This is a genomic window from Dermabacter sp. HMSC06F07, assembly GCF_001807345.1.
Taxonomy (GTDB): Bacteria; Actinomycetota; Actinomycetes; order Actinomycetales; family Dermabacteraceae; genus Dermabacter; species Dermabacter hominis.
The window spans coordinates 255,289-275,193 of record NZ_KV788588.1 but is presented as its reverse complement, the minus strand read 5'-3'; the positions used below and the strand labels follow the sequence as shown (position 1 = coordinate 275,193).

Sequence of the window (19,905 nt, the reverse complement as noted above, 5' to 3'; positions counted from 1 at the left end):
TCTTCGTCAGTTTGTAAAGGACACCATGATCACGGTTCATGACCTCGAGATCCGCGTGGGTGCACGCATGCTTATGAGCGGCGTGGACTTTCAGGTCGCGAAAGGCGACCGCGTGGGGCTTGTTGGCCGCAATGGTGCCGGTAAAACGACCCTCACTCGCACGTTGGCGGGCGAGCGCGAAGCCGCGGCGGGTTCGATCGATATCCGCGGGCAGATCGGCTTCCTCCCTCAGGACACAACCGAGGGGGATCCGAAGCAAAAGGTGCTCGCGCGCATTCTTGAAGCGCGAAACCTCGCCCGCATTTTCGAAAAACTCGCGCAAAGCGAGCGGGATATGGCCGATATGAGCCTCAGTGAGACAAAGCGCGAGAAGGCGATGGATCGCTACGTGCGCTTCAACAACGAACTTGAAGCACAGGGAGGTTACGCGGCCGAGGCGGAGGCGAAGCAACTCGCGGCAAACCTCGGGGTCGATAACCGCCTGCTCGAGGCCGAACTCGGCACGCTCTCTGGCGGTCAGCGTCGCCGCGTCGAACTCGCACGTATCCTTTTCTCGCAGGCGGAAACACTCGTGCTCGATGAGCCGACCAACCACCTCGATGCTGACTCAATCGTGTGGCTTCGCGAGTTCCTCATGCAGTACCCGGGCGGAATGATCATTATCTCCCACGACATCCAGCTCGTTGAGCACGTCGTCAATAAGGTGTTCTATCTCGACGCAAATCGCCAGGTCATCGACGTCTACAACATGGGTTGGAAGAATTACCTGCGTCAGCGCGAGGACGACGAGAAGCGTCGTAAACGTGAGCGTGCCAACGCTGAAAAGAAGGCCGCAACCCTTCAGGCCCAGGGCGAAAAAATGCGGGCGAAGGCGACGAAAGCGGTTGCTGCCCAGCAGATGCTCCGCCGCGCCGAAAAGCTTCTCGACTCCCTTGAGGAGGAACGTCAGGTTGAACGCGTCGCGAAGCTTCGCTTTCCGAAACCGGCCCCGAGCGGCAAGACCCCTCTCAGGGCAGAGGGGCTTTCGAAAAGCTACGGGAGCCTCGAGATTTTTACCGACGTGAATCTCGCGATCGATCGTGGCTCGCGCGTTGTCGTTCTCGGACTCAACGGTGCGGGTAAGACGACCCTTTTGCGTCTGCTCGCGGGCGTCGAAACCCCGGACACCGGAGAGATCATTGCCGGTCACGGGTTAAAACTCGGCTACTTTGCCCAGGAACATGACACGCTCGAACTTGAGCGCACGGTTCTCGACAACATGCAGCGCGCTGCGGGGGACTTGCCCGAAGTCGAGGTGCGCAAGATCCTCGGTTCATTCCTCTTCCAGGGCGACGACGTGCACAAGTCCGCAGGCGTTCTTTCGGGTGGCGAAAAGACCCGTCTCGCGCTCGCGACCCTTGTCGTCTCCAGCGCGAACGTTCTTCTCCTTGACGAGCCCACAAACAACCTCGACCCGGCGAGCCGCGAAGAAATCCTCGGTGCGCTCAGCGCCTTCGAGGGAGCGATCGTGCTCGTGAGTCACGACCCGGGTGCCGTCGCGGCGCTCGATCCCGAACGAGTGCTGATGATGCCCGATGCTGTCGAAGACCTCTGGAACGCCGAATACGAGGAGCTCATCGCGCTCGCGTGAGAAGGATCAAGGGGAAACCGGCAACCGTCGGAAATTTCCCGCGCCCGAAGGGCGCTAAAATTAAGGATTGTGTGCGTCCTCGAAGGGGCGCGTGCGCAAATGCAACCCCGAACGGAGAATCATGGCAAGCACTAACGATCTGAAGAACGGCATGGTCCTGAAGCTCGAGAACGGCCTGTGGAGCGTTGTCGAATTCCAGCACGTGAAGCCCGGCAAGGGCCCGGCGTTCGTTCGCACCAAGCTCAAGAACGTTCTCTCGGGCAAGACCGTTGACAAGACCTTCAATGCGGGCGTCAAGGTCGAGACCGCAACGATCGACCGCCGCGACATGCAGTACTCGTACATGGATGGCGACCTCTTCGTATTCATGGACACCACGACCTGGGAGCAGACCAACGTGACCGCGGAGATCGTTGGCGACGCCAAGGACTACATGCTCGAGGGCCAGGACGCCGTCGTGGCGTTCCACGAGGGCACGGTACTTTTCGTTGAGCTTCCCGCCTCGGTCGTTCTCGAAATTACCCACACCGAGCCCGGCCTCCAGGGTGATCGCAGCTCGGGCGGCACGAAGCCCGCAACCCTCGAGACCGGCCTCGAAATCCAGGTGCCTCTCTTCCTCGAGCAGAACACCAAGGTTAAGGTCGACACCCGCACCGGCGACTACCTCGGACGTGCCTGATATGCCGTTCGATCCGCTGGATCTTCCGCTGCCGGGGCGCGAGGGGGACGAAGTTGAACTCGTCAAGACCCTCCCGTCGCGGACGCATAAATTTGGTGCAGTGACGCGTGCGCGCGTGCGCGCGATTGACGTGTTGTTTGAGGCCGACGCCCGCCAGGTGGGTGTCGAGGAACTAGCCGAGCAGCGCACCGTCACCTCAACCGCGCAGACCCCGCTGCCCGAGGCAGCGAAGCGTTTTGCGCTTATGTATGCCGCGCACGCCGCTGACATTGACGACACGATTGCTTCGCACTCGGAGGCGTGGACGCTCGAACGCATGCCCGCTGTCGACCGAGCGATCTTGCGTATGGGAGCGGCCGAGATTCTTCACGGCACCGGAGTCGATGCTCCTGTGCTGCTCAAGGAGTACACGAGCGTTGCCGCCGAGCTGTCGACGGAAGATTCGGCATCGTTCGTCAATGCGCTTCTCCAGCGAATCGCGGACGCGAAGGATCTACTCGGTTAAGAAGGGAGACGTCGATGGCTGAGGATCTCCGCACGGAAGTGTTCAAGGCGGGCGACATTCGCCGCGCGTTGACCCGGATCGGCTACGAGATTGTCGAAGGTGAAAAAGGTGTCGACGATTTCGTGCTCATGGGGATTCACAGCCGTGGCGTGCCCCTTGCCTACCGCATCGCCGAGGCGATTGCGCGTGCCGGCAACACCGAGCGCGACCCCGCGAGCATCGTGGGGGAGCTCGACATCACGCGTTTTCGCGATGATCGCTCGTCGAAGCCTGCGCGGGAGGAACGAGAGACGCGCCTTCCCGAGGGAGGGATCGAAGGCCGCACGGTTATTCTCGTCGACGATGTGCTCTATTCAGGTCGTACGGTACGCGCGGCGCTCGATACCCTGAGCGCGCTCGGTCGACCGGCCGCTGTTCGACTGGCGATTTTGGTCGATCGAGGCCACAGGGAGCTGCCAATTCGCGCAGATTTCGTCGGCAAGAATCTGCCGACGTCGCGGCGAGAGCGGGTCAACGTGTTGCTAGAGGAGTGCGATGGCGCGGACTCCATTGTTCTTGAAAGATCAGTAACAGGCGGGTGCTGATCCCGTCCCGAACGCAAAAAACACACGATATGCCTGCTCAAGGTGACAAATAGGTCACGATTTCGCGGTTTTTCAGCGTTCTTCAAGACTTTATCAACTTGGTGGGTAACTCTATACGTAGCTCCAAGCCGAGCGGTTTGCTCGTTGAGTGCCAGTCGCGACGCGGAAGAGTGTTTGCAAATTCTCTGGGGCTTCGTCATGAAGATTCATGAGAATGGGTACCATCCCACGAATAGATTGAAGAGGTAGACACGTGGCTCTCCCCACTTTGACCCCCGAAGCGCGCAAGGCCGCACTCGAGAAGGCTGCACAGCTCCGCCAGGAGCGTGCGCAGGTGAAGAACCGCCTCAAGAACTCGACCGGCAACCGCGGTGAGGAAATCGCGAACCTTATCGAAGAAGCGAAGACGAGCGAGGCTGTCGCTCGCCTTAAGGTTTCCGCAATGCTCGAATCTCTCCCGGGCATTGGCAAGGTCAAGGCTGCGCAGATTATGGACGAGATCGGCATCTCGCCCTCGCGCAAGATGCGGGGCCTCGGCCGCCATCAGGCGGAAAAGCTTATTCAGCACTTCGCAGAGTGAGCCCGGCGCAGTCGCTCGACGTGCCCCGCGGGCGCGTCGTTGTCGTCGCCGGTCCGACCGCCGTCGGCAAGGGCACTGTTACGCGCAGACTTCTCGAGAAACACCCCGAGGTCTATCTATCGGTCTCCGCGACCACGCGTGATCCGCGCCCCGGCGAAGTGGACGGGATCCACTATTTTTTCTGGAGTCCCGAACAGTTCGACGATGCCGTGAAAGACGGCGACATGCTCGAATGGGCCCTCGTGCACGGTCGCAATCGTTACGGAACTCCGAGGAGCGCCGTCGAAGCGGCCCGGGCCGAGGGGCGTGCGGTCATCCTTGAGATCGACCTTGAGGGGGCTCGCCAAGTGCGTTCCTCGATGCCGGATGCGCGCTTCGTGTTCTTGGCTCCGCCCAGTTGGGACGTCCTTGTTGAGCGTCTCGTGGGGCGGGGAACAGAAAGCCCTGAGGAGCAGGAGCGGCGACTTGAAACCGCGCGGGTGGAAATGGCCGCTGAAAAAGAGTTTGACGTGACGATCGTGAACGACGATCTCGATGAGGCCGTCGACGCGCTCGCACGCGAAGCTGGGCTCGCTATCGCGTGAATGACATCACCGACCTTCGCCGTCGCTAGGGCGCTATTTCCGGTAGGATGGGACCCTGCGCGCTCGTCATGCGCGAGCGCCGATATCTGACTTCACACTAGGAAGGGACGTTTCGTGCCTGGAACCGTTGCCCAGCCCGAAGGCATTACCAACCCGCCCATCGATCGGCTGCTCGAGTCCGTTGATTCGAAGTACGCCCTCGTGCTGTACTCGGCGAAGCGTGCGCGTCAGATCAACGCTTACTACTCGCAGGTCGAAGACGGCCTCCTCGAGCATGTCGGACCTCTGGTTGACACCGAGCCCCAGGAGAAGTCTCTTTCGATCGCACTTCGCGAGATCGACGAAGGTCTGCTCGAGGCCAAGGAGATCGACGAGAACGCTCCCAAGCCTCCCGCGCGCGAGCCGCTCACGCTCGGGGACGACGCCCCCGAGGTGCCGATCGACTTCAACCTCTAAATCGAAGCTTTGACGATGCCCGCATCGCCTCCTTCTGTGGCGCCGCGTCCCCTCGAGGGTCTTCGCGTCATCGTTGGAGTGTGTGCGGGCATCGCTGCATATAAGGCAGCTCACGTGGTGCGCGGCTTGACCGAACGGGGCGCCGATGTGCGCGTTGTTCCGACGAAGGCTTCGCTCGAGTTCGTTGGCATCTCGACGTGGGAAGCACTTAGCCATAATCCCGTGCGCACCTCTGTCTTCGACGATGTGGACTCGGTTGCCCACGTGCGTCTCGGCCAGGAGGCCGACGCCGTCGTCGTGGTCCCGGCAACAGCAGATTTCATGGCCCGGGCACGTATGGGAAGGGCCGACGACCTCCTTACAGCCACGCTCCTCGTCACTCGAGCACCCGTCATCCTCGCCCCGGCGATGCACACGGAGATGTGGGAGCATCCCGCAACGCGCGAAAATGTCGACGTGCTCCGATCACGTGGCGTGCGCGTGATTGAACCTGCGAGTGGGCGCCTCACCGGAACCGATACCGGTGTAGGGCGACTGCCCGAGCCCGAAGTGATTGTGCACTATGTTGAGTCAGTCCTCGCGGCAGGGTCGCGCACGTGCGACCTCGAAGGCACGCACGTGGTGATCACCGCAGGGGGGACGCGCGAGGCCCTTGATCCGGTGCGCGTGCTCACCAATCACTCGAGCGGTAAACAGGGGGCGGCGCTTGCGCGCGCGGCGTACGTTCGAGGAGCGAGCCTGAGCCTCGTCCTGGCGGGTTCACACATCGAACCTCCCGCGGGCGTAGACGTCGTGCGGGTGGAATCGGCGAAAGAGCTTGCGGCCGCGGTACGGGAGCGTGAAAGCAGCGCAGATGTGCTGATCATGGCCGCTGCCGTTTCCGATTTCACGCCTGAGCCATCGCGCAGCAAAATCAAGAAAAAAGCGGGCGAGTCGGGCCTCACCCTTCACTTGATGGAGACCGAGGATATTCTCCGCGGCCTCGTCGAACGCCGGCAGGCCGGTGAGCGTCCGTTCGTGATTTGCGGATTCGCTGCCGAGACGGGGGATGAGCATTCGAGCGCCCTCGCGCACGCGACCAGGAAGGCACGCGCCAAGGGCGCAGACCTCCTCGCGTTCAACGATGTCAGTGAGAACGCTTTCGGGGCCGACACGAACGCATTGACGTTTCTTGATGCCGCTGGTGAAATTCGCGGAGCCGCACGCGGGACGAAAGACGAGGTTTCCCACGCAATGCTTGACCACGTCGCCTCTCTCCTCAAACGCGAGCGCAGCTAGCCTCGGGCGACTCCTTTGATTCCGTCACCACCTCTCGCAGATAAGGCAGCACATGACACTCAATGATTTGCGGTACTTCACTTCCGAATCGGTTACGGAAGGCCACCCGGACAAAATCTGCGACCAGATTTCCGATGCAATTCTCGACGACATGATCGCGCAGGATCTCAACTCTCGCGTCGCAGTCGAGACTCTTGTGACGACGGGCCTCGTCCATGTTGCCGGAGAGGTGCGCACCGAAGGCTACAGTGACGTCAACTCGATCGTTCGTGACGTGATCAGGTCGATCGGCTACGACTCCTCCGAGAAGGGCTTCGATGCGGACTCGTGCGGCATCGAGGTGTCGATCGGCTCGCAATCGGCCGATATCGCGCTCGGGGTCGATAATTCCGAGGAGTTCAAGGGCGGAAGCGTCGAGCAGGGTTTTCAACTTGGCGCCGGTGATCAGGGCCTCATGTTCGGGTACGCGTGCGCTGACACGAAGGAGCTCATGCCGCTGCCGATCTACGCGGCGCATAAGCTCGCGCAAAACCTGTCGAACGCACGCCGAGACGGCGTACTCCCGTATCTGCGCCCCGACGGCAAATCGCAAGTGACGATTGGATATGACGACGATTTTGTCGCGCGCAGCGTGAATGCGGTCGTCGTATCGAGTCAACATGCCGAGGACGTCGATGTTGCGGGGCAACTCACCGAGGCGATCTCCCGTGTGGTGATCCAGCCTGTTCTCGAGGAACTCGCCGAGCTTGGACTGGACATTACAGGGGTCAAGCGTCACATCAACCCAACGGGACGTTTCGTCGTCGGCGGCCCGAAAGGCGATGCCGGACTCACGGGTAGAAAGATCATCGTGGATACCTACGGCGGGATGGCGCGTCACGGCGGCGGCGCTTTTTCGGGTAAGGACCCGTCGAAGGTCGACCGTAGCGCCGCCTACGCCCTGCGTTGGGTCGCCAAGAACGTGGTTGCAGCGGGTCTAGCCGAGCGGTGCGAGATTCAGGTTGCCTACGCGATTGGTCGCGCTGCCCCCGTGGGCCTTTACGTTGAAACGTTTGGAACGGGCAAGGTTCCCGAGCATCAACTTGCTCGGGCTATCGAAAAGGTCTTCGACCTGCGCCCGCAGGCAATCGTTGAGGAGCTCGATCTTCTGCGACCCATCTACCGCAAAACGTCGGTTTTTGGCCACTTCGGCCGCCCCCTTGCGGAATTTGAGTGGGAAAAGACCAACAGAACTGAAGAGCTCACCCGCGCTCTATGACGCGCCGATCTGCGCGATCGTTTCGCTAAGCAATGAGGAAAGGAGGGCGCGTGTTCGAGCGCGATATTTACCCCGAAACTGTTCAGGGTCTCGAGGGCGAGACGCTTGGCGAGATTTGGCCGGACCGAAAAACCTTCCTCGATCTCGCGCGTACACAGCGCATCGTGCCCGTCGTGATTCGGCTTTTGGCCGACCAGGACACTCCGATCTCTCTGTACAGAAAGCTCACGGCACCGTCGGGCCCCGCGGGCAGTTTCCTTCTTGAGTCCGCAGGCCAGGGGGAGGATTCCCGCTTGTCCATCATTGGGGTAAACGCTCGCGCCTCTCTCACCGAGAAAGACGGCAACGCGCGCTGGTTTGGCGATGTCCCGGCCTCGGTTCCCACATCGGGCGACCCGCTCGAGGCGCTCAGGGCTACCGCCGCTGAGTTCAAATCCGCGCGGATGGCGCATCTACCACCGTTTACGGGCGGGCTTGTGGGCTTCGTAAGCTATGACGCTGTGCGGCGCTTCGAGAATCTCCCGCACAAGCCCGTAGACGAGATCGGTACGCCCGAGCTATGCATGCTCCTCGCACAAGACGTTGCCGTGTACGACCACCGCGACGCGACGGTTCTGCTCGTGGCAAACGCGCTCAACCTCAACGGTGCAGACAGCGGCGCAGAGGCAGCCTACGAGGATGCCCTCGCCAGAATCGACACGATGCGCGATTCGCTTCGCACGCACGTCGAGACGAACCCCGTCGTCTATTCTGCCGTGCAGCGGCCGTCGAGTACCGCTCGCACGAACCAGACGGATTTTGAAGCGTCAGTTGAGACGGCGATCCAGAACATCATCGACGGTGAAATCTTCCAGGTCGTGCCGTCGCAGCGACACACGCAGGCAACGAGCGCCGACCCCCTCGACGTCTACCGCGTGCTGCGCAGGCTCAACCCTTCGCCGTACATGTTTCTCGTGCGCGCTCACGATGGAGATGGCAAATCGATGGATGTGGTGGGAGCGAGTCCCGAAACACTCGTCACTGTGCGCGGCCGCCACGCGAGCACGCACCCGATCGCGGGTTCGCGCCCGCGTGGGACTAACGCCGAAGAGGATGAGAGGATAAAAAGCGAGCTCCTCGCCGATCCGAAAGATCGATCCGAGCACCTCATGCTTGTCGATCTCGGCCGTAACGACCTGCAGAAGGTTTGCGAGCCGGGAAGCGTGATCGTGCGAGATTTCATGAGTGTCGTGAAGTATTCCCACATCATGCACGTGATTTCGACGGTCACGGGAACGCTCAAAGAAGGCTTGAGCGCCTTTGACGCTCTCGCGGCAACCTTTCCGGCCGGCACGCTCACGGGTGCACCCAAGCCGCGCGCGATGCAACTCATCGATGAGCTTGAGCCCGTGTCGCGGGGGATCTATGGTGGCACCGTCGGCTACCTCGATTTCGCTGGCGACCTCGACATGGCGATCGCAATCCGAACAGCCGTCATGAAAGACGGCCGTGCGCACGTTCAAGCCGGGGGTGGTGTCGTCGCTGATTCGATCCCCACGATGGAACATCGTGAATCGCTGTCCAAGGCTGCTGCTGCTCAACGCGCTGTGGCGAGTGCCGAGACGCTAAGGGAACAGTGATGGCTGGTCGATCGTCGGATGCTTTCTCCTCCCGTTCCCCGCTCATTCTCGCGCTCGTCGTCGCAGGGGGTGTGGGTGCGGTACTCACCCAACCCACGTGGGTTGAGGGCGAGGTCGTGGGCCTTGCCGGTAACGTGTCTGAACTCAGCATTGCGGGGGCGAAGGCTTCCCCACTCTCGCTTGCATGCGCTCTCGTGGCGGTTGCTGCGGCGGGCGCCCTTGCACTGTCGAGGCGCGGCCTTGCCCTCGCGTGCGCGATTGTGTCCACCCTGGCCGGTGTGGGGATTGTCGTGGGAGGTGTGCTGGTTGCCCTTGATCCGGCACACGCGGTCGCGAGCGCAGCACTCGAAGCCACCGGTGTGGTGAATGCACCCGTCACTGTTTCGGCATCGTGGCCCGTGTGGCTGTCGATCGTGTCAGGCGTTCTGATCGCGTTCGTCGGAGCTCGATTGACGATGAACACACGTATACGCGGGGAAGGAGCATCGCGCACTCGCTATACGCGCCCTGCTACTACGCGATCCGGAGAAGGCGCCGGAGCGGTGCCGCACACCGATGCGGAAGCGTGGGACATGCTCAGTCTCGGTGCGGACCCGAGCGACGAGCAGCGCGGAGTGTGAAGGCGCGAGGACGCTTGCGCTAAAACATGGCACAATGAAAGACGCAGTTTGACGCGCCCGTGCGCGCGAATGCCTCAGAACTACTTTCGACCGGAGTGAAGAATGCCGAAGACTTACCTTGTTCCCCCCGCCCCGCCGCAGAACGAAGGCAAAACCGTGGCTGCCTGGGTATTTTCGGCGTTTGTCCTCCTCGGTTCAGTGCTCATTGCCCTCGCAATGATCACTAGCCAGAACACCCTCCTTATCGTTGGTCTCGCGTCTGTTCTTCTCGCGCTCGTCGTAGGCTTCGTCCTGCGAGCCGCGGGTTTCGGCCAGAAAGCTAAGCGCTGACGTGTCCGCTCACCGCCCTGTACGAATGACTTGCTCTTCGTGCAGGGCGTTGTGCTGTGAAGGCGGGGGAGAGTACGAAGAGGAGTGCGGCGCGTGAGCGTTCTTGAGGAAATCATCGCGGGGGTACGTGCGGATGTGGGGCGGCGAAAGTCCGACGTTAGCGGGGCCGAAGTCGAGCGTCTCGCTCGGGAGGCGAAGCCTGCTCTCGACGTCGTTGAGCGCCTGCGCGAGCGTGAGACGCACGGTCTGTTCGCCGAGGTTAAGCGGTCATCGCCCTCGAAAGGATCTCTTGCGGATATCCCCGATCCTGCTCACCTCGCGACCGCGTATGAAGATGGCGGTGCCACGGCGATCAGCGTACTGACCGAGGAGCGCCGCTTCTCGGGTTCGCTCCGTGACCTCGACGCTGTTCGTGAGCGCGTAAGCGTCCCCGTGCTGCGCAAGGACTTTATGGTCGAGGACTATCAGATTTTCGAAGCGCGAGCGCATGGCGCCGATGTCGTGTTGTTGATCGTGGCGGCGCTGTGTGACGCCCAACTTGACGATATGTACTCGCTCGCGAGGTCTCTCGGTATGCGGGTTCTCGTCGAAACGCATACGCCGGAAGAGCTCGAGCGGGCCCTCGCAAGCGACGCTGAGCTCATCGGTGTGAATGCGCGCAATCTTAAGACTCTCGACGTCGACCTTCACTATGCGTGTGCGCTGCTCGAGTCGGTGCCCTCCGACCGCCTTGCCGTGGGGGAGTCGGCCGTGGCAACTATCCGCGACGTTGAGGCCTATGCACGTGCCGGAGCTGATGCCGTTCTCGTCGGTGAGGCACTCGTGCGGCACGCGGATCCCACGAAGGCGGCGCGCGACTTTTGCAGTGTTGAGCGGCAGCGCCGAGCAGGGCGCTGATACGCGCACGTTGGAACAAGAGGAGTGGAAAGTGACAGATGCCTTTGTCCCACAGGACGGACCTGACTTTGGCGATTTCGGCGGGAGGTTTCTGCCCGAGGCGCTCGTTCCCGCTCTCGACGAACTGACACAGGCGTGGCACGAGGCCAAAGCTGACCCGTCCTTCTCGAGCGAGCTCGAACGGCTCAACCGCGAATACACGGGCCGTCCCTCGCTCCTCACGGAAGTTCCTCGATTTTCTGCCGTTGCCGGCGGCGCCCGAATTTTCCTCAAGCGAGAGGATCTCAATCACACGGGAAGCCACAAGATCAACAACGTGCTTGCGCAAGCGCTTCTCACGAAACGTATGGGAAAGACCCGCGTGATCGCCGAGACCGGGGCCGGCCAGCACGGAGTTGCGACGGCGACGGCAGCGGCACTGTTGGGGCTTGATTGCCGGATCTACATGGGTGAGGTCGATACTGAACGCCAGGCCCTCAACGTCGCGCGTATGCGTCTGCTCGGGGCAGAAGTCATTCCCGTCACTCACGGCTCTCGCACTCTCAAGGATGCGATTAACGAGGCCTTTCGCGACTGGGTTACCAACGTGGAATCCACCCATTACCTGCTCGGCACGGTGACGGGGCCTCACCCCTACCCGACCATGGTGCGCGAGTTCCACGCCATGATCGGTCGAGAAGCTCGCGAACAGGTCCTCGCGCAAGCGGGCCGCCTTCCCGACGCGATTGTTGCGTGCGTGGGCGGAGGCTCAAATGCCATGGGGCTATTTCACGCCTTCCTCGAGGACGCATCGGTGCGAATCGTGGGATGCGAGGCCGGGGGCTCCGGTATCGCATCCGGCAAGCACTCGGCAACGATCACCGCGGGCAGCCCCGGTGTTTTGCACGGCGCCTGCTCCTACGTGATGCAAGACGAGGACGGCCAAACGATCGAATCGCACTCCGTGAGCGCGGGTCTCGACTACCCGAGCGTCGGCCCCGAACATGCCTATCTAGCCGATACGGGACGCGCCGAATACCGGGCGATCAACGACAACGAAGCCATGGAAGCCTTCGCGTTGCTGTCGATGACCGAAGGCATCATGCCCGCACTTGAATCCGCCCATGCCCTTGCCGGTGCCCTCGCCCTCGGGCGCGAGCTCGGCGAAGGTGCGGTGATCGTTGCGAACCTTTCGGGCCGTGGTGACAAGGACGTCACGACAGCCTCAACCTGGTTCGGGCTCATCGGTAACGACAAGCGCGCAGACATCAACGACATCAAAGAGAAGATCCGCACGGCGCTTGCGCGTGAGGGAGGAAACTGACATGCGGCATCTTTCAGCAGAGGTCATTGACCGAGCCAAGGGGGAGGGGCGCGCCGCACTCGTGGCCTACCTTCCCGTGGGCTTTCCCACCTTCGACGGGTGCATCGAAGCCGTTCGCGCCCTTGTCGGCTCGGGCGTCGATGCAATCGAGTTTGGGATCCCCTACACGGACCCCGTTATGGATGGCCCCGTGATCCAGGAAGCGGCGGATCGAGCTCTTTCGCACGGTACGCGCCCCGCGCATGTGATGACGGCGATCGATGCGGTGAGCGATCTCGATGCCGCGCTTCTTGTCATGAGTTATTACAACCCCATCCTCAAGTACGGGCTCGACGCTTTTGCGCGCGACCTCGCCGCAGCGGGTGGCGCTGGGGTCATCACACCGGACCTCACGCCCGATTCCGGCGGTGACTGGATCGAGGCCTCTGGCACGAGAAACGTTGAGCGCATTTTCCTCGCCGCACCTAGCTCGCCCGAGGAGCGATTGCGCCTCGTGACCGAGTCGAGCACGGGCTTCGTCTACGCCGCCTCGACGATGGGCGTCACGGGCCTTCGCTCGAGCGTCGGCGATGCCGCGCACACCCTCGTGGATCGCACGCGGCGCGCTGGCGCCGAACGGGTGTGCGTTGGTCTCGGTGTGTCAAACGGGGAACAGGCCGCGGAAGTGGGCACCTATGCCGACGGCGTGATCGTGGGAAGCGCTTTCGTACGAAGGCTCCTCGAAGCGCAGACACCGTCGGAGGGGCTCCGTTCTCTCGAAGCTCTCGCAATTGAACTCCGTTCCGGAATTGAGGAGGCGCGCGCATGATCTCAGCGACTATTCCGAGTCCGCCCGTTAGCTCGTTCAGCATCGGCCCGGTCACAATCCATTTTTACGCACTATTCATTCTGACCGGCATCGCTATCGCCTACTGGTGGTCGCTGCAGCGCTGGATCGCTCGCGATGGTGACCGTGACGACTACTTCGACATCGTCTTCGTGACGATCATCGTGGGGATCATCGGTGCGCGCATGTACCACGTGGGCGTCAATATCCCGGACTACTTCGGTCCCGGCAAGGATCCGCTGAGTGCGCTTCGCATGTGGGAAGGTGGCCTCGGCATTTGGGGCGCGGTCGCGGGAGGAGGCCTTGCGGCGTTCGTCATGACTCGGCGCAAAGGCGTGCAGTTCCTCGCCCTGGCTGATTCGATCGCGCCTACTCTTTTCGTCGCGCAAGCCATTGGGAGGCTTGGAAATTGGGCTAATCAGGAACTTCACGGCGAGCCAAGCACGCTGCCGTGGGCTCTGGAGATTACGTGTGAAACCAACGGCAAAACGATCGTTGGCTGTGTGCCCGGAACCTATCAGCCGACCTTCCTCTACGAGGGGCTGTGGAATATCGCCGCCTGCGTCGTGGTGCTGCTTCTCGCGAAACGGTTCGCCATCGCTGGCGGGCGCATATTCCTCATGTACATCATCGCGTACTCTGCGGGCCGGACCCTCATGGAAACGATGCGCACGGAACCCTCAACCATGGTTTTTGGCTTGCGAATCCACATGGTCATTTACATCATCACGGGTCTCGTGGCGATCGGCGTGTTTGCGTGGCTCACGGTCCGTGCGCGCAAGAAGGGCGAGGCGCGCAGTGCTTACGACACGATTAACGGCGATCCGCTGCCGCGGCCGGAAGGGCGCGCGGGTAGTGAGACGGTGGCTGTCCCGCATGACCAGGGAGAAAATCTCAAAAACCCCGCGAAATAAGGCTGAATCTGGGAGTGGTCCCGATTACTTAATTGTAGGGTGAGATGTGGATCTCGGCGATGCGACCCGCGCCCCTGTGCGCTCGCTCCCGAGCACACACAGCGCGTGGGTCCCGCCTTTCAAAGCTACAGATGGGTAGACATGCGTAAAGCAAAAATTGTGTGCACATTGGGACCTGCAACGAATTCGTATGAGCAGATCCGCACGCTTATCGAGTCGGGCATGAACGTCGCCCGCATGAACCTCAGCCACGGCACCTACGCGGACCACGAGGCTGTGTACGCCAATATCCGCAAGGCTTCCGAGGATCTCGGTAAGAACGTCGCAGTTCTCGTGGACCTCCAGGGCCCTAAGATCCGCCTTGGCAAGTTCGAGGACGGCCCCCACGATCTCGCGGTCGGCGACATCTTCACCATCACGACCGACGACATCGTCGGCACCAAGGAGCGTGTGAGCACGACCTTCAAGGGACTGCCCGGCGACTGCCGCCCCGGCGATACGCTTCTCATTGACGACGGCAAGGTCGGCGTTCGCGTCGTCGAGGTGACCGACACCGACGTCAAGACCGTGGTCGAGGTTCCCGGCCCCGTGTCGAACAACAAGGGCATCAACCTTCCCGGCGTTGCCGTTTCAGTTCCCGCGATGAGTGAAAAGGACATTGCCGACCTCCGCTGGGGTCTCCACCTTGGCGCTGACCTCATCGCACTGAGCTTCGTGCGCGACGCGCACGACATCGAAGATGTTCACCGCGTGATGGACGAAGAAGGCATTCGTCTCCCCGTGGTCGCCAAGATCGAGAAGCCACAGGCGGTTCGCGCCCTGCGCGGTATCGTCGGCGCGTTCGACGGCATCATGGTGGCCCGCGGCGACCTCGGCGTTGAGCTTCCTCTCGAGCAGGTCCCGCTCGTCCAGAAGCGCACGATCGAGCTTGCCCGCCGCAACGCTAAGCCCGTCATCGTTGCGACCCAGGTGCTCGAGTCGATGATTACGAACCCGCGCCCCACTCGCGCCGAAGCTTCCGACTGTGCGAATGCCATCCTCGACGGTGCAGACGCCGTCATGCTTTCGGGCGAGACCTCCGTCGGCGCATTCCCGTTTGAGGCTGTGCGCACCATGGCGCGCATCGTCACGAACACCGAGGAAAACGGTGCGGACCGCATCTCTGAGCTCGGCACCATCCCGCATACTCGCGGTGGCGCGATCACGCGTGCAGCGGCGGAGATCGGCGATCAGCTCTCGGCGCAGTATCTCGTGACCTTCACCGAGTCGGGTGACACCGCTCGCCGTCTTTCGCGACTGCGTCCCACTATTCCCCTTCTCGCCCTCACTCCGTACGAAAAGGTTCAGCATCAGCTCGCCCTTAGCTGGGGCATCGAGGCGCACCTCGTTGACATGCAGACCGACACCGATCAGATGGTGAAGGTAGTCGACGAGCTGCTGCGTGAGAAGAAGGGGCTGCAGCCTGGCGATCTCGTGATCATCGCTGCAGGCTCGCCCCCGGGTGTTCATGGCTCGACCAACACGCTGCGCGTCCACCGTATCGGTGACCTTGACGGCACCGAGGCCGCGCGCGTTGAAGCCGACAGCATTGCGAAGGGCAAGGCTATTCCGGAGGCCTGAGCCTCACGTAGCTGCGCATAGAAAGGGTGGGGAGCACGCTGCTCCCCACCCTTGTTCTGTACCGGGTACGGGACTCGAACCCGTACGTCCGAAGACAACGCATTTTGAGTGCGCCGCGTCTACCAATTCCGCCAACCCGGCCATGTGCCTGTCTTGAGGCACGCCCTATAGAATAACCAACGAGTTCGCGCTTGCCTAACTGGCACGAGCCGTTCCTTGCCCGGTGTACGTGAGTAATATCGTTCAGGGGAGCGACAAATGCCGCTTTGGAAGCCGATGTGCTGCACTATGGATATGGAGTGCGCTTGCCGCACAACCACGAAGACACAGGCGAAAGATTGGATGCCATGAACGAGAACGAAGCTGTGGAAGAGACCGCTGAAAGGGGCCAGGATTCCGGTCTCGTGGCGCGCACGGCTGTTGTGGCTGAGGATGAGAGCCTCATTCGCATGGATATCGTCGAGACCCTCACCGAAGCGGGCTACGAGGTCATTGCCGCCGTTGGCGATGGTGCGAGCGCGGTGGAGAAGGTCCGTGAGCTTCGGCCCGATATTGTGGTCATGGACGTCAAAATGCCGCAGATGGACGGCGTCTCCGCAGCGGAGGCAATTGGCAAGGAGCATCTTGCCCCCGTCGTCATGCTGACGGCGTTCTCGCAGCAGGAAATCGTGGAGCGCGCGCGGGATGCGGGCGCGATGGCGTTTGTCGTCAAGCCCTTCACGCCTAATGATCTTCTGCCGGCTATCGAGATCGCACTGTCGCGTTACCAGCAGATCACCTCGCTCAACGAGGAGATTCGCGATCTTGAGGAACGCTTCGAGACCCGCAAGCGCGTGGACCGTGCGAAGGGGCTCTTGCAGACGAACATGAACCTGAGCGAGCCGGATGCCTTCCGCTGGATCCAGAAGACGTCGATGGATCGCCGTCTGACGATGCGCGAGGTTGCCGACGCTGTCATCGACCAGCTCGGCCCGCATAAGGACTAACGCGCAGGACTCTCGTCTCGCGGTGAAAAGAGCCGCGCGGATCCGAGGACGGTGCTCACGAGAGTGCCGTCCTCGTGTCGTATCTCGGCGAGATAACTCGCGTGAGTGCGGCCCAGGTGCTGTGCGTGAGCGGTCACGTGAACGAAGCCTTCGCGAGCGGGCGCGTGGTGCGTTGCGGTGAAGGAGAGTCCGACGGCGCCTGCGCCCTCGCCGTAAAGACATTCCGCGTGGGTGCGTGCGGCGAGTGAGACGGCGGTTTCCGCGAGCGCGATACTCGCGCCTCCGTGGAGGAACCCTTGGGGCTGGCGATTTGGAGCAACCGGCATACTGAGGTGTGCTGTGCTCGCGGTCAGTGAGAGCACGTCCATTCCCATGCGCTCGCACAGTGTTCCCTTGAGCTCCTCGCGTACGCGTGTGAGTGCATCCTGTGTCGCGCTAGCTGCGCGTGCATTCGTGTCCATTCGCCTAGCGTGACACACTTGAGGCATGAGCGAGATCGAAAACGCCCCTGAGAGGCGCATCGTTGTGATCGATGGCCATGCGATGGCCTTCCGTGCCTTCTTTGCCCTGCCACCGGAGTCGTTCGTGAACAGCGCGGGGCAGGCGACGAACTCGGTGTACGGTTTCTGCCGGATGATCTTCAACATCGTGAAGAACGAGAAGCCCACTCACATGGCGGTCGCGTTCGATCTTCCGGGCGGCACTTTCCGTGATCGCATCTATAGCGAATACAAGGGTGGCCGTGAGGCCACTCCCGCGGCGTTCAAGGGGCAGGTCGCCCTTATTCAGCAGGTGCTCGAGGCTATGGGCATCGCGCATTTCAGTGTCGAGGATTACGAGGCTGATGACATCGTTGCGACAATCGCGACGTACGCGAAAGACGCCGGGGTGCAGCCTCTGCTCGTCACGAGTGATCGCGACGCGATCCAGCTCGTTGATGAGACGATTACGCTTTTGCAGCCGGTGAAGGGCGTCACGGAGCTTCGCCGCATGACTCCCGAGGCTGTCGAAGAGAAGTACCTCGTTTCCCCGACCCTGTATCCGGATCTCGCGGCTCTGGTGGGGGAGAGCGCCGATAATCTTCCGGGCGTTCCCGGTGTAGGACCCAAAACCGCCGCGAAGTGGCTTGGACTGTACGGCACACTCGACGGCATCCTTGAACACCGCGACGAGATTAAAGGCAAGGCGGGGCAGTCGCTTCGCGATCACGTCGAGGATGTGGTGCGCAATCGACGCATGAACGAAGCCGTGCGTGACCTTGACTTGCCTAAGGACTTCGACGCTTATCTCCTTGGACGAGGGGACAGGGTTGCGATCAACGCGCGCTTCGATGAACTCGCCTTTGGGCCGGGAATCCGTCGGGACATTCCCGCAGGCCTCCTCCCCGCCGGGGATAGCGGAGCCGAGGAAGCCGAGCCTATCGTCGCCAACCCCACCCTTCCCGTGATTGAGCCGGAGGCCGGGCAGCTTGGCGCGCTCCTTGCGGAGCATGCCGCTTTGGGAGGCGCTCTTGAGGCCGACGGCGCCTGGGCGATGGGGGAGGCGGAGTTTCGCGGCCTGGTGATTGCCACCGGCAGCGCAAGCCTCGACATCAATTCCTCGCGCATGAACGAACAGGACCGCCGTGAGCTCGACCGATGGCTGCGAAACTCGGTCATCCCGAAATGGACGCTCGACTCTAAGGAGCTCGCGCATATTCTTAGCGGTGCGGGCTTCGACATTCGCGGCCTCGATGTTGATCTCTCCCTCGCGGAGTTCCTGTGCAGGCCTGGGCAGCGTCCCGCAGATGTCGCCGGCCTCGCGATGCGCCACCTTCACGAGGAATTCCCTAAGCTCGACAAGAAGCCCACGGCGCAGGCGCTGCACGAGGATCTTTTGGGTCGCGTGAGGGCGGAGTACCGTCTGACCCCTATCCTCGTGAAAGACATGGATGCGCACGAGACCCGTGCCATTCACGATGATCTCGAACTCCCGCTTGCGCGTGTGCTGACGCAGATGGAGGAGTCGGGCATCGCCGTCGACGCTTCCGAGCTTGACCGGCTCGACTCGATGCATGCCGAACGGCAGTCTGAGGTCGCAACTCGGGCCTTCGCGGAAATCGGTGGCGAGGAGATCAATCTCGGCTCACCGAAGCAGCTTCAAACCGTGCTGTTTGACCGGCTCGGGATGCCGCCGACCCGCAAAACTAAGACGGGACATTCGACCGACGCCGAGTCCCTCACGGATCTTTACGCGAAGACTGGCCACCCCTTCGTGCAGGCGCTCCTCGAACACCGCGACGTCACGAAATTGCGCCAGATCATCGAAACGCTGCGCAAATCCGTGAGCGAGGAGGGTCGTATCCACACGACCCTTTCGCAGAATGTCGCGGCCACCGGGCGCCTTGCCTCGTCCAACCCGAACCTGCAGAACATTCCGGCGCGCACCGAGGCCGGCCGCCAAATCCGCGGCGCCTTCCACGCGAGCGAAGGCTTCGAGTCGCTTCTTACCGCGGACTATTCCCAGATCGAGATGCGCATCATGGCGCACCTGTCCGGCGACGAGGGGCTCATCCAGGCTTTCCGTGACGGCGAAGACCTCCACAGCTTCGTCGCCTCGCAAGTGTTCGGCATCCCGGTCGATCAGGTGACGAGCGAAGAACGTTCGAAAACGAAGGCGATCAGCTACGGCCTCGCCTACGGTCTTTCCGCTTTTGGTCTCGCTCGCCAGCTCCACATTCCGCAAAGCGAAGCGCAAGCGCTTCGCGCACAGTACTTTGAACGCTTCGGGGGCGTCCAGGACTACCTGCATGAAAGCGTCGAGAGAGCACGTTCACTCGGCTACACGGAAACTCTTCTTGGGCGCCGCCGCTACCTTCCCGAACTCACGAGCGATAGCCGACAGCGGCGGGAAAATGCGGAGCGTGTGGCGCTCAACTCGCCGATTCAGGGCAGCGCCGCCGACATCATCAAACTCGCGATGCTGCGCGTTGACCATGCGCTGAAGAAGACCGGCGCCGCCTCGCGTCTCGTGCTCCAGGTTCACGATGAGCTCATCGTCGATGTCGCTCCCGGCGAAATCGACCTCGTGCGTGACGTCGTGCGCGAGGGCATGGAGGGAGCCTATGAGCTTTCCGTGCCCATGGACGTTTCGGTGGGCGTTGGGCACTCCTGGCTGGAGGCTGCGCACTAAACCCCATTTCCGTCCCCACTTCTGAATTGCATAGGGGTTATGGGGGTTTGAATGGCAGGTGACTC

At 61.9% G+C, this 19,905-nt stretch carries 20 protein-coding genes and 1 tRNA gene; 19 read left to right on the top strand and 2 right to left on the bottom strand.

Annotation, left to right across the window (positions count from 1 at the left end; translation table 11 throughout):
• Positions 1-25: 25 nt before the first annotated feature.
• From abc-f to pyk, 17 genes are all read left to right on the top strand, one after another.
• Positions 26-1,630, top strand: a complete 1,605-nt coding sequence (gene abc-f, locus HMPREF3157_RS08345) for a ribosomal protection-like ABC-F family protein (protein WP_016664643.1) — start codon at positions 26-28, stop codon at positions 1,628-1,630.
• A 121-nt stretch (positions 1,631-1,751) separates the two neighbouring features.
• On the top strand, positions 1,752-2,309 hold the full coding sequence (gene efp, locus HMPREF3157_RS08340; protein WP_016664642.1) for an elongation factor P: 558 nt from the start codon (positions 1,752-1,754) through the stop codon (positions 2,307-2,309).
• Position 2,310: 1 nt separating this feature from the next.
• The gene (gene nusB / locus HMPREF3157_RS08335; RefSeq protein WP_016664641.1) at positions 2,311-2,814 is read left to right on the top strand and encodes a transcription antitermination factor NusB; all 504 of its coding nucleotides are present in this window, start codon (positions 2,311-2,313) and stop codon (positions 2,812-2,814) included.
• 14 nt (positions 2,815-2,828) lie between these two features.
• A complete protein-coding gene (gene pyrR, locus HMPREF3157_RS08330) occupies positions 2,829-3,398 on the top strand; it encodes a bifunctional pyr operon transcriptional regulator/uracil phosphoribosyltransferase PyrR (RefSeq protein WP_070436083.1) in 570 nt (189 codons plus the stop codon).
• A 253-nt stretch (positions 3,399-3,651) separates the two neighbouring features.
• Positions 3,652-3,978 carry an integration host factor, actinobacterial type gene (mihF, locus tag HMPREF3157_RS08325; protein ID WP_016664639.1) on the top strand — a complete coding sequence of 109 codons (327 nt, stop codon included), beginning with the start codon at positions 3,652-3,654 and terminating at the stop codon, positions 3,976-3,978.
• Positions 3,975-4,562, top strand: a complete 588-nt coding sequence (gmk, locus tag HMPREF3157_RS08320) for a guanylate kinase (protein WP_141740659.1) — start codon at positions 3,975-3,977, stop codon at positions 4,560-4,562. The genes mihF and gmk overlap by 4 nt, the downstream gene beginning before the upstream one ends.
• 114 nt (positions 4,563-4,676) lie before the next feature.
• Positions 4,677-5,018, top strand: a complete 342-nt coding sequence (gene rpoZ / locus HMPREF3157_RS08315) for a DNA-directed RNA polymerase subunit omega (protein ID WP_016664637.1) — start codon at positions 4,677-4,679, stop codon at positions 5,016-5,018.
• 15 nt (positions 5,019-5,033) lie between these two features.
• Positions 5,034-6,296: a bifunctional phosphopantothenoylcysteine decarboxylase/phosphopantothenate--cysteine ligase CoaBC gene (gene coaBC / locus HMPREF3157_RS08310; protein ID WP_070436082.1), complete on the top strand. Its 1,263-nt coding sequence runs from the start codon at positions 5,034-5,036 to the stop codon at positions 6,294-6,296.
• Between the two features lie 52 nt (positions 6,297-6,348).
• Positions 6,349-7,554: a methionine adenosyltransferase gene (gene metK, locus HMPREF3157_RS08305; protein WP_034373288.1), complete on the top strand. Its 1,206-nt coding sequence runs from the start codon at positions 6,349-6,351 to the stop codon at positions 7,552-7,554.
• 32 nt (positions 7,555-7,586) lie between these two features.
• Entirely contained in the window at positions 7,587-9,173 is a 1,587-nt protein-coding gene (locus HMPREF3157_RS08300) for an anthranilate synthase component I (RefSeq protein WP_371440686.1), read from the top strand.
• On the top strand, positions 9,173-9,793 hold the full coding sequence (locus HMPREF3157_RS08295) for a Trp biosynthesis-associated membrane protein (RefSeq protein ID WP_070436081.1): 621 nt from the start codon (positions 9,173-9,175) through the stop codon (positions 9,791-9,793). The genes HMPREF3157_RS08300 and HMPREF3157_RS08295 overlap by 1 nt, the downstream gene beginning before the upstream one ends.
• A 102-nt stretch (positions 9,794-9,895) precedes the next feature.
• On the top strand, positions 9,896-10,123 hold the full coding sequence (locus HMPREF3157_RS08290) for an HGxxPAAW family protein (protein WP_070436080.1): 228 nt from the start codon (positions 9,896-9,898) through the stop codon (positions 10,121-10,123).
• 93 nt (positions 10,124-10,216) lie between these two features.
• Positions 10,217-11,020, top strand: a complete 804-nt coding sequence (gene trpC / locus HMPREF3157_RS08285) for an indole-3-glycerol phosphate synthase TrpC (protein ID WP_070436079.1) — start codon at positions 10,217-10,219, stop codon at positions 11,018-11,020.
• A gap of 31 nt (positions 11,021-11,051) precedes the next feature.
• Positions 11,052-12,323: a tryptophan synthase subunit beta gene (gene trpB / locus HMPREF3157_RS08280; RefSeq protein WP_016664630.1), complete on the top strand. Its 1,272-nt coding sequence runs from the start codon at positions 11,052-11,054 to the stop codon at positions 12,321-12,323.
• Between the two features lies 1 nt (position 12,324).
• A complete protein-coding gene (gene trpA / locus HMPREF3157_RS08275) occupies positions 12,325-13,131 on the top strand; it encodes a tryptophan synthase subunit alpha (RefSeq protein WP_016664629.1) in 807 nt (268 codons plus the stop codon).
• The gene (lgt, locus tag HMPREF3157_RS08270; protein ID WP_016664628.1) at positions 13,128-14,063 is read left to right on the top strand and encodes a prolipoprotein diacylglyceryl transferase; all 936 of its coding nucleotides are present in this window, start codon (positions 13,128-13,130) and stop codon (positions 14,061-14,063) included. Before trpA ends, lgt begins: the two co-directional genes overlap by 4 nt.
• Positions 14,064-14,204: 141 nt before the next feature.
• Complete coding sequence (gene pyk / locus HMPREF3157_RS08265; protein WP_070436078.1) at positions 14,205-15,683, top strand: pyruvate kinase; 1,479 nt, start codon at positions 14,205-14,207, stop codon at positions 15,681-15,683.
• A 59-nt stretch (positions 15,684-15,742) separates the two neighbouring features.
• Here the strand turns inward: pyk and HMPREF3157_RS08260 are convergent.
• Positions 15,743-15,824 (bottom strand) — tRNA-Leu (locus tag HMPREF3157_RS08260).
• Between the two features lie 206 nt (positions 15,825-16,030).
• Here HMPREF3157_RS08260 and HMPREF3157_RS08255 point away from each other — a divergent pair.
• Entirely contained in the window at positions 16,031-16,669 is a 639-nt protein-coding gene (locus HMPREF3157_RS08255; protein WP_051120657.1) for an ANTAR domain-containing response regulator, read from the top strand.
• Here the strand turns inward: HMPREF3157_RS08255 and HMPREF3157_RS08250 are convergent.
• The gene (locus tag HMPREF3157_RS08250) at positions 16,666-17,130 is read right to left on the bottom strand and encodes a PaaI family thioesterase (RefSeq protein WP_051120656.1); all 465 of its coding nucleotides are present in this window, start codon (positions 17,128-17,130) and stop codon (positions 16,666-16,668) included. The genes HMPREF3157_RS08255 and HMPREF3157_RS08250 overlap by 4 nt on opposite strands.
• Before the next feature lie 25 nt (positions 17,131-17,155).
• Here HMPREF3157_RS08250 and polA point away from each other — a divergent pair, with 25 nt between their 5' ends.
• Complete coding sequence (polA, locus tag HMPREF3157_RS08245) at positions 17,156-19,840, top strand: DNA polymerase I (RefSeq protein ID WP_070436077.1); 2,685 nt, start codon at positions 17,156-17,158, stop codon at positions 19,838-19,840.
• Positions 19,841-19,905 lie beyond the last annotated feature (65 nt).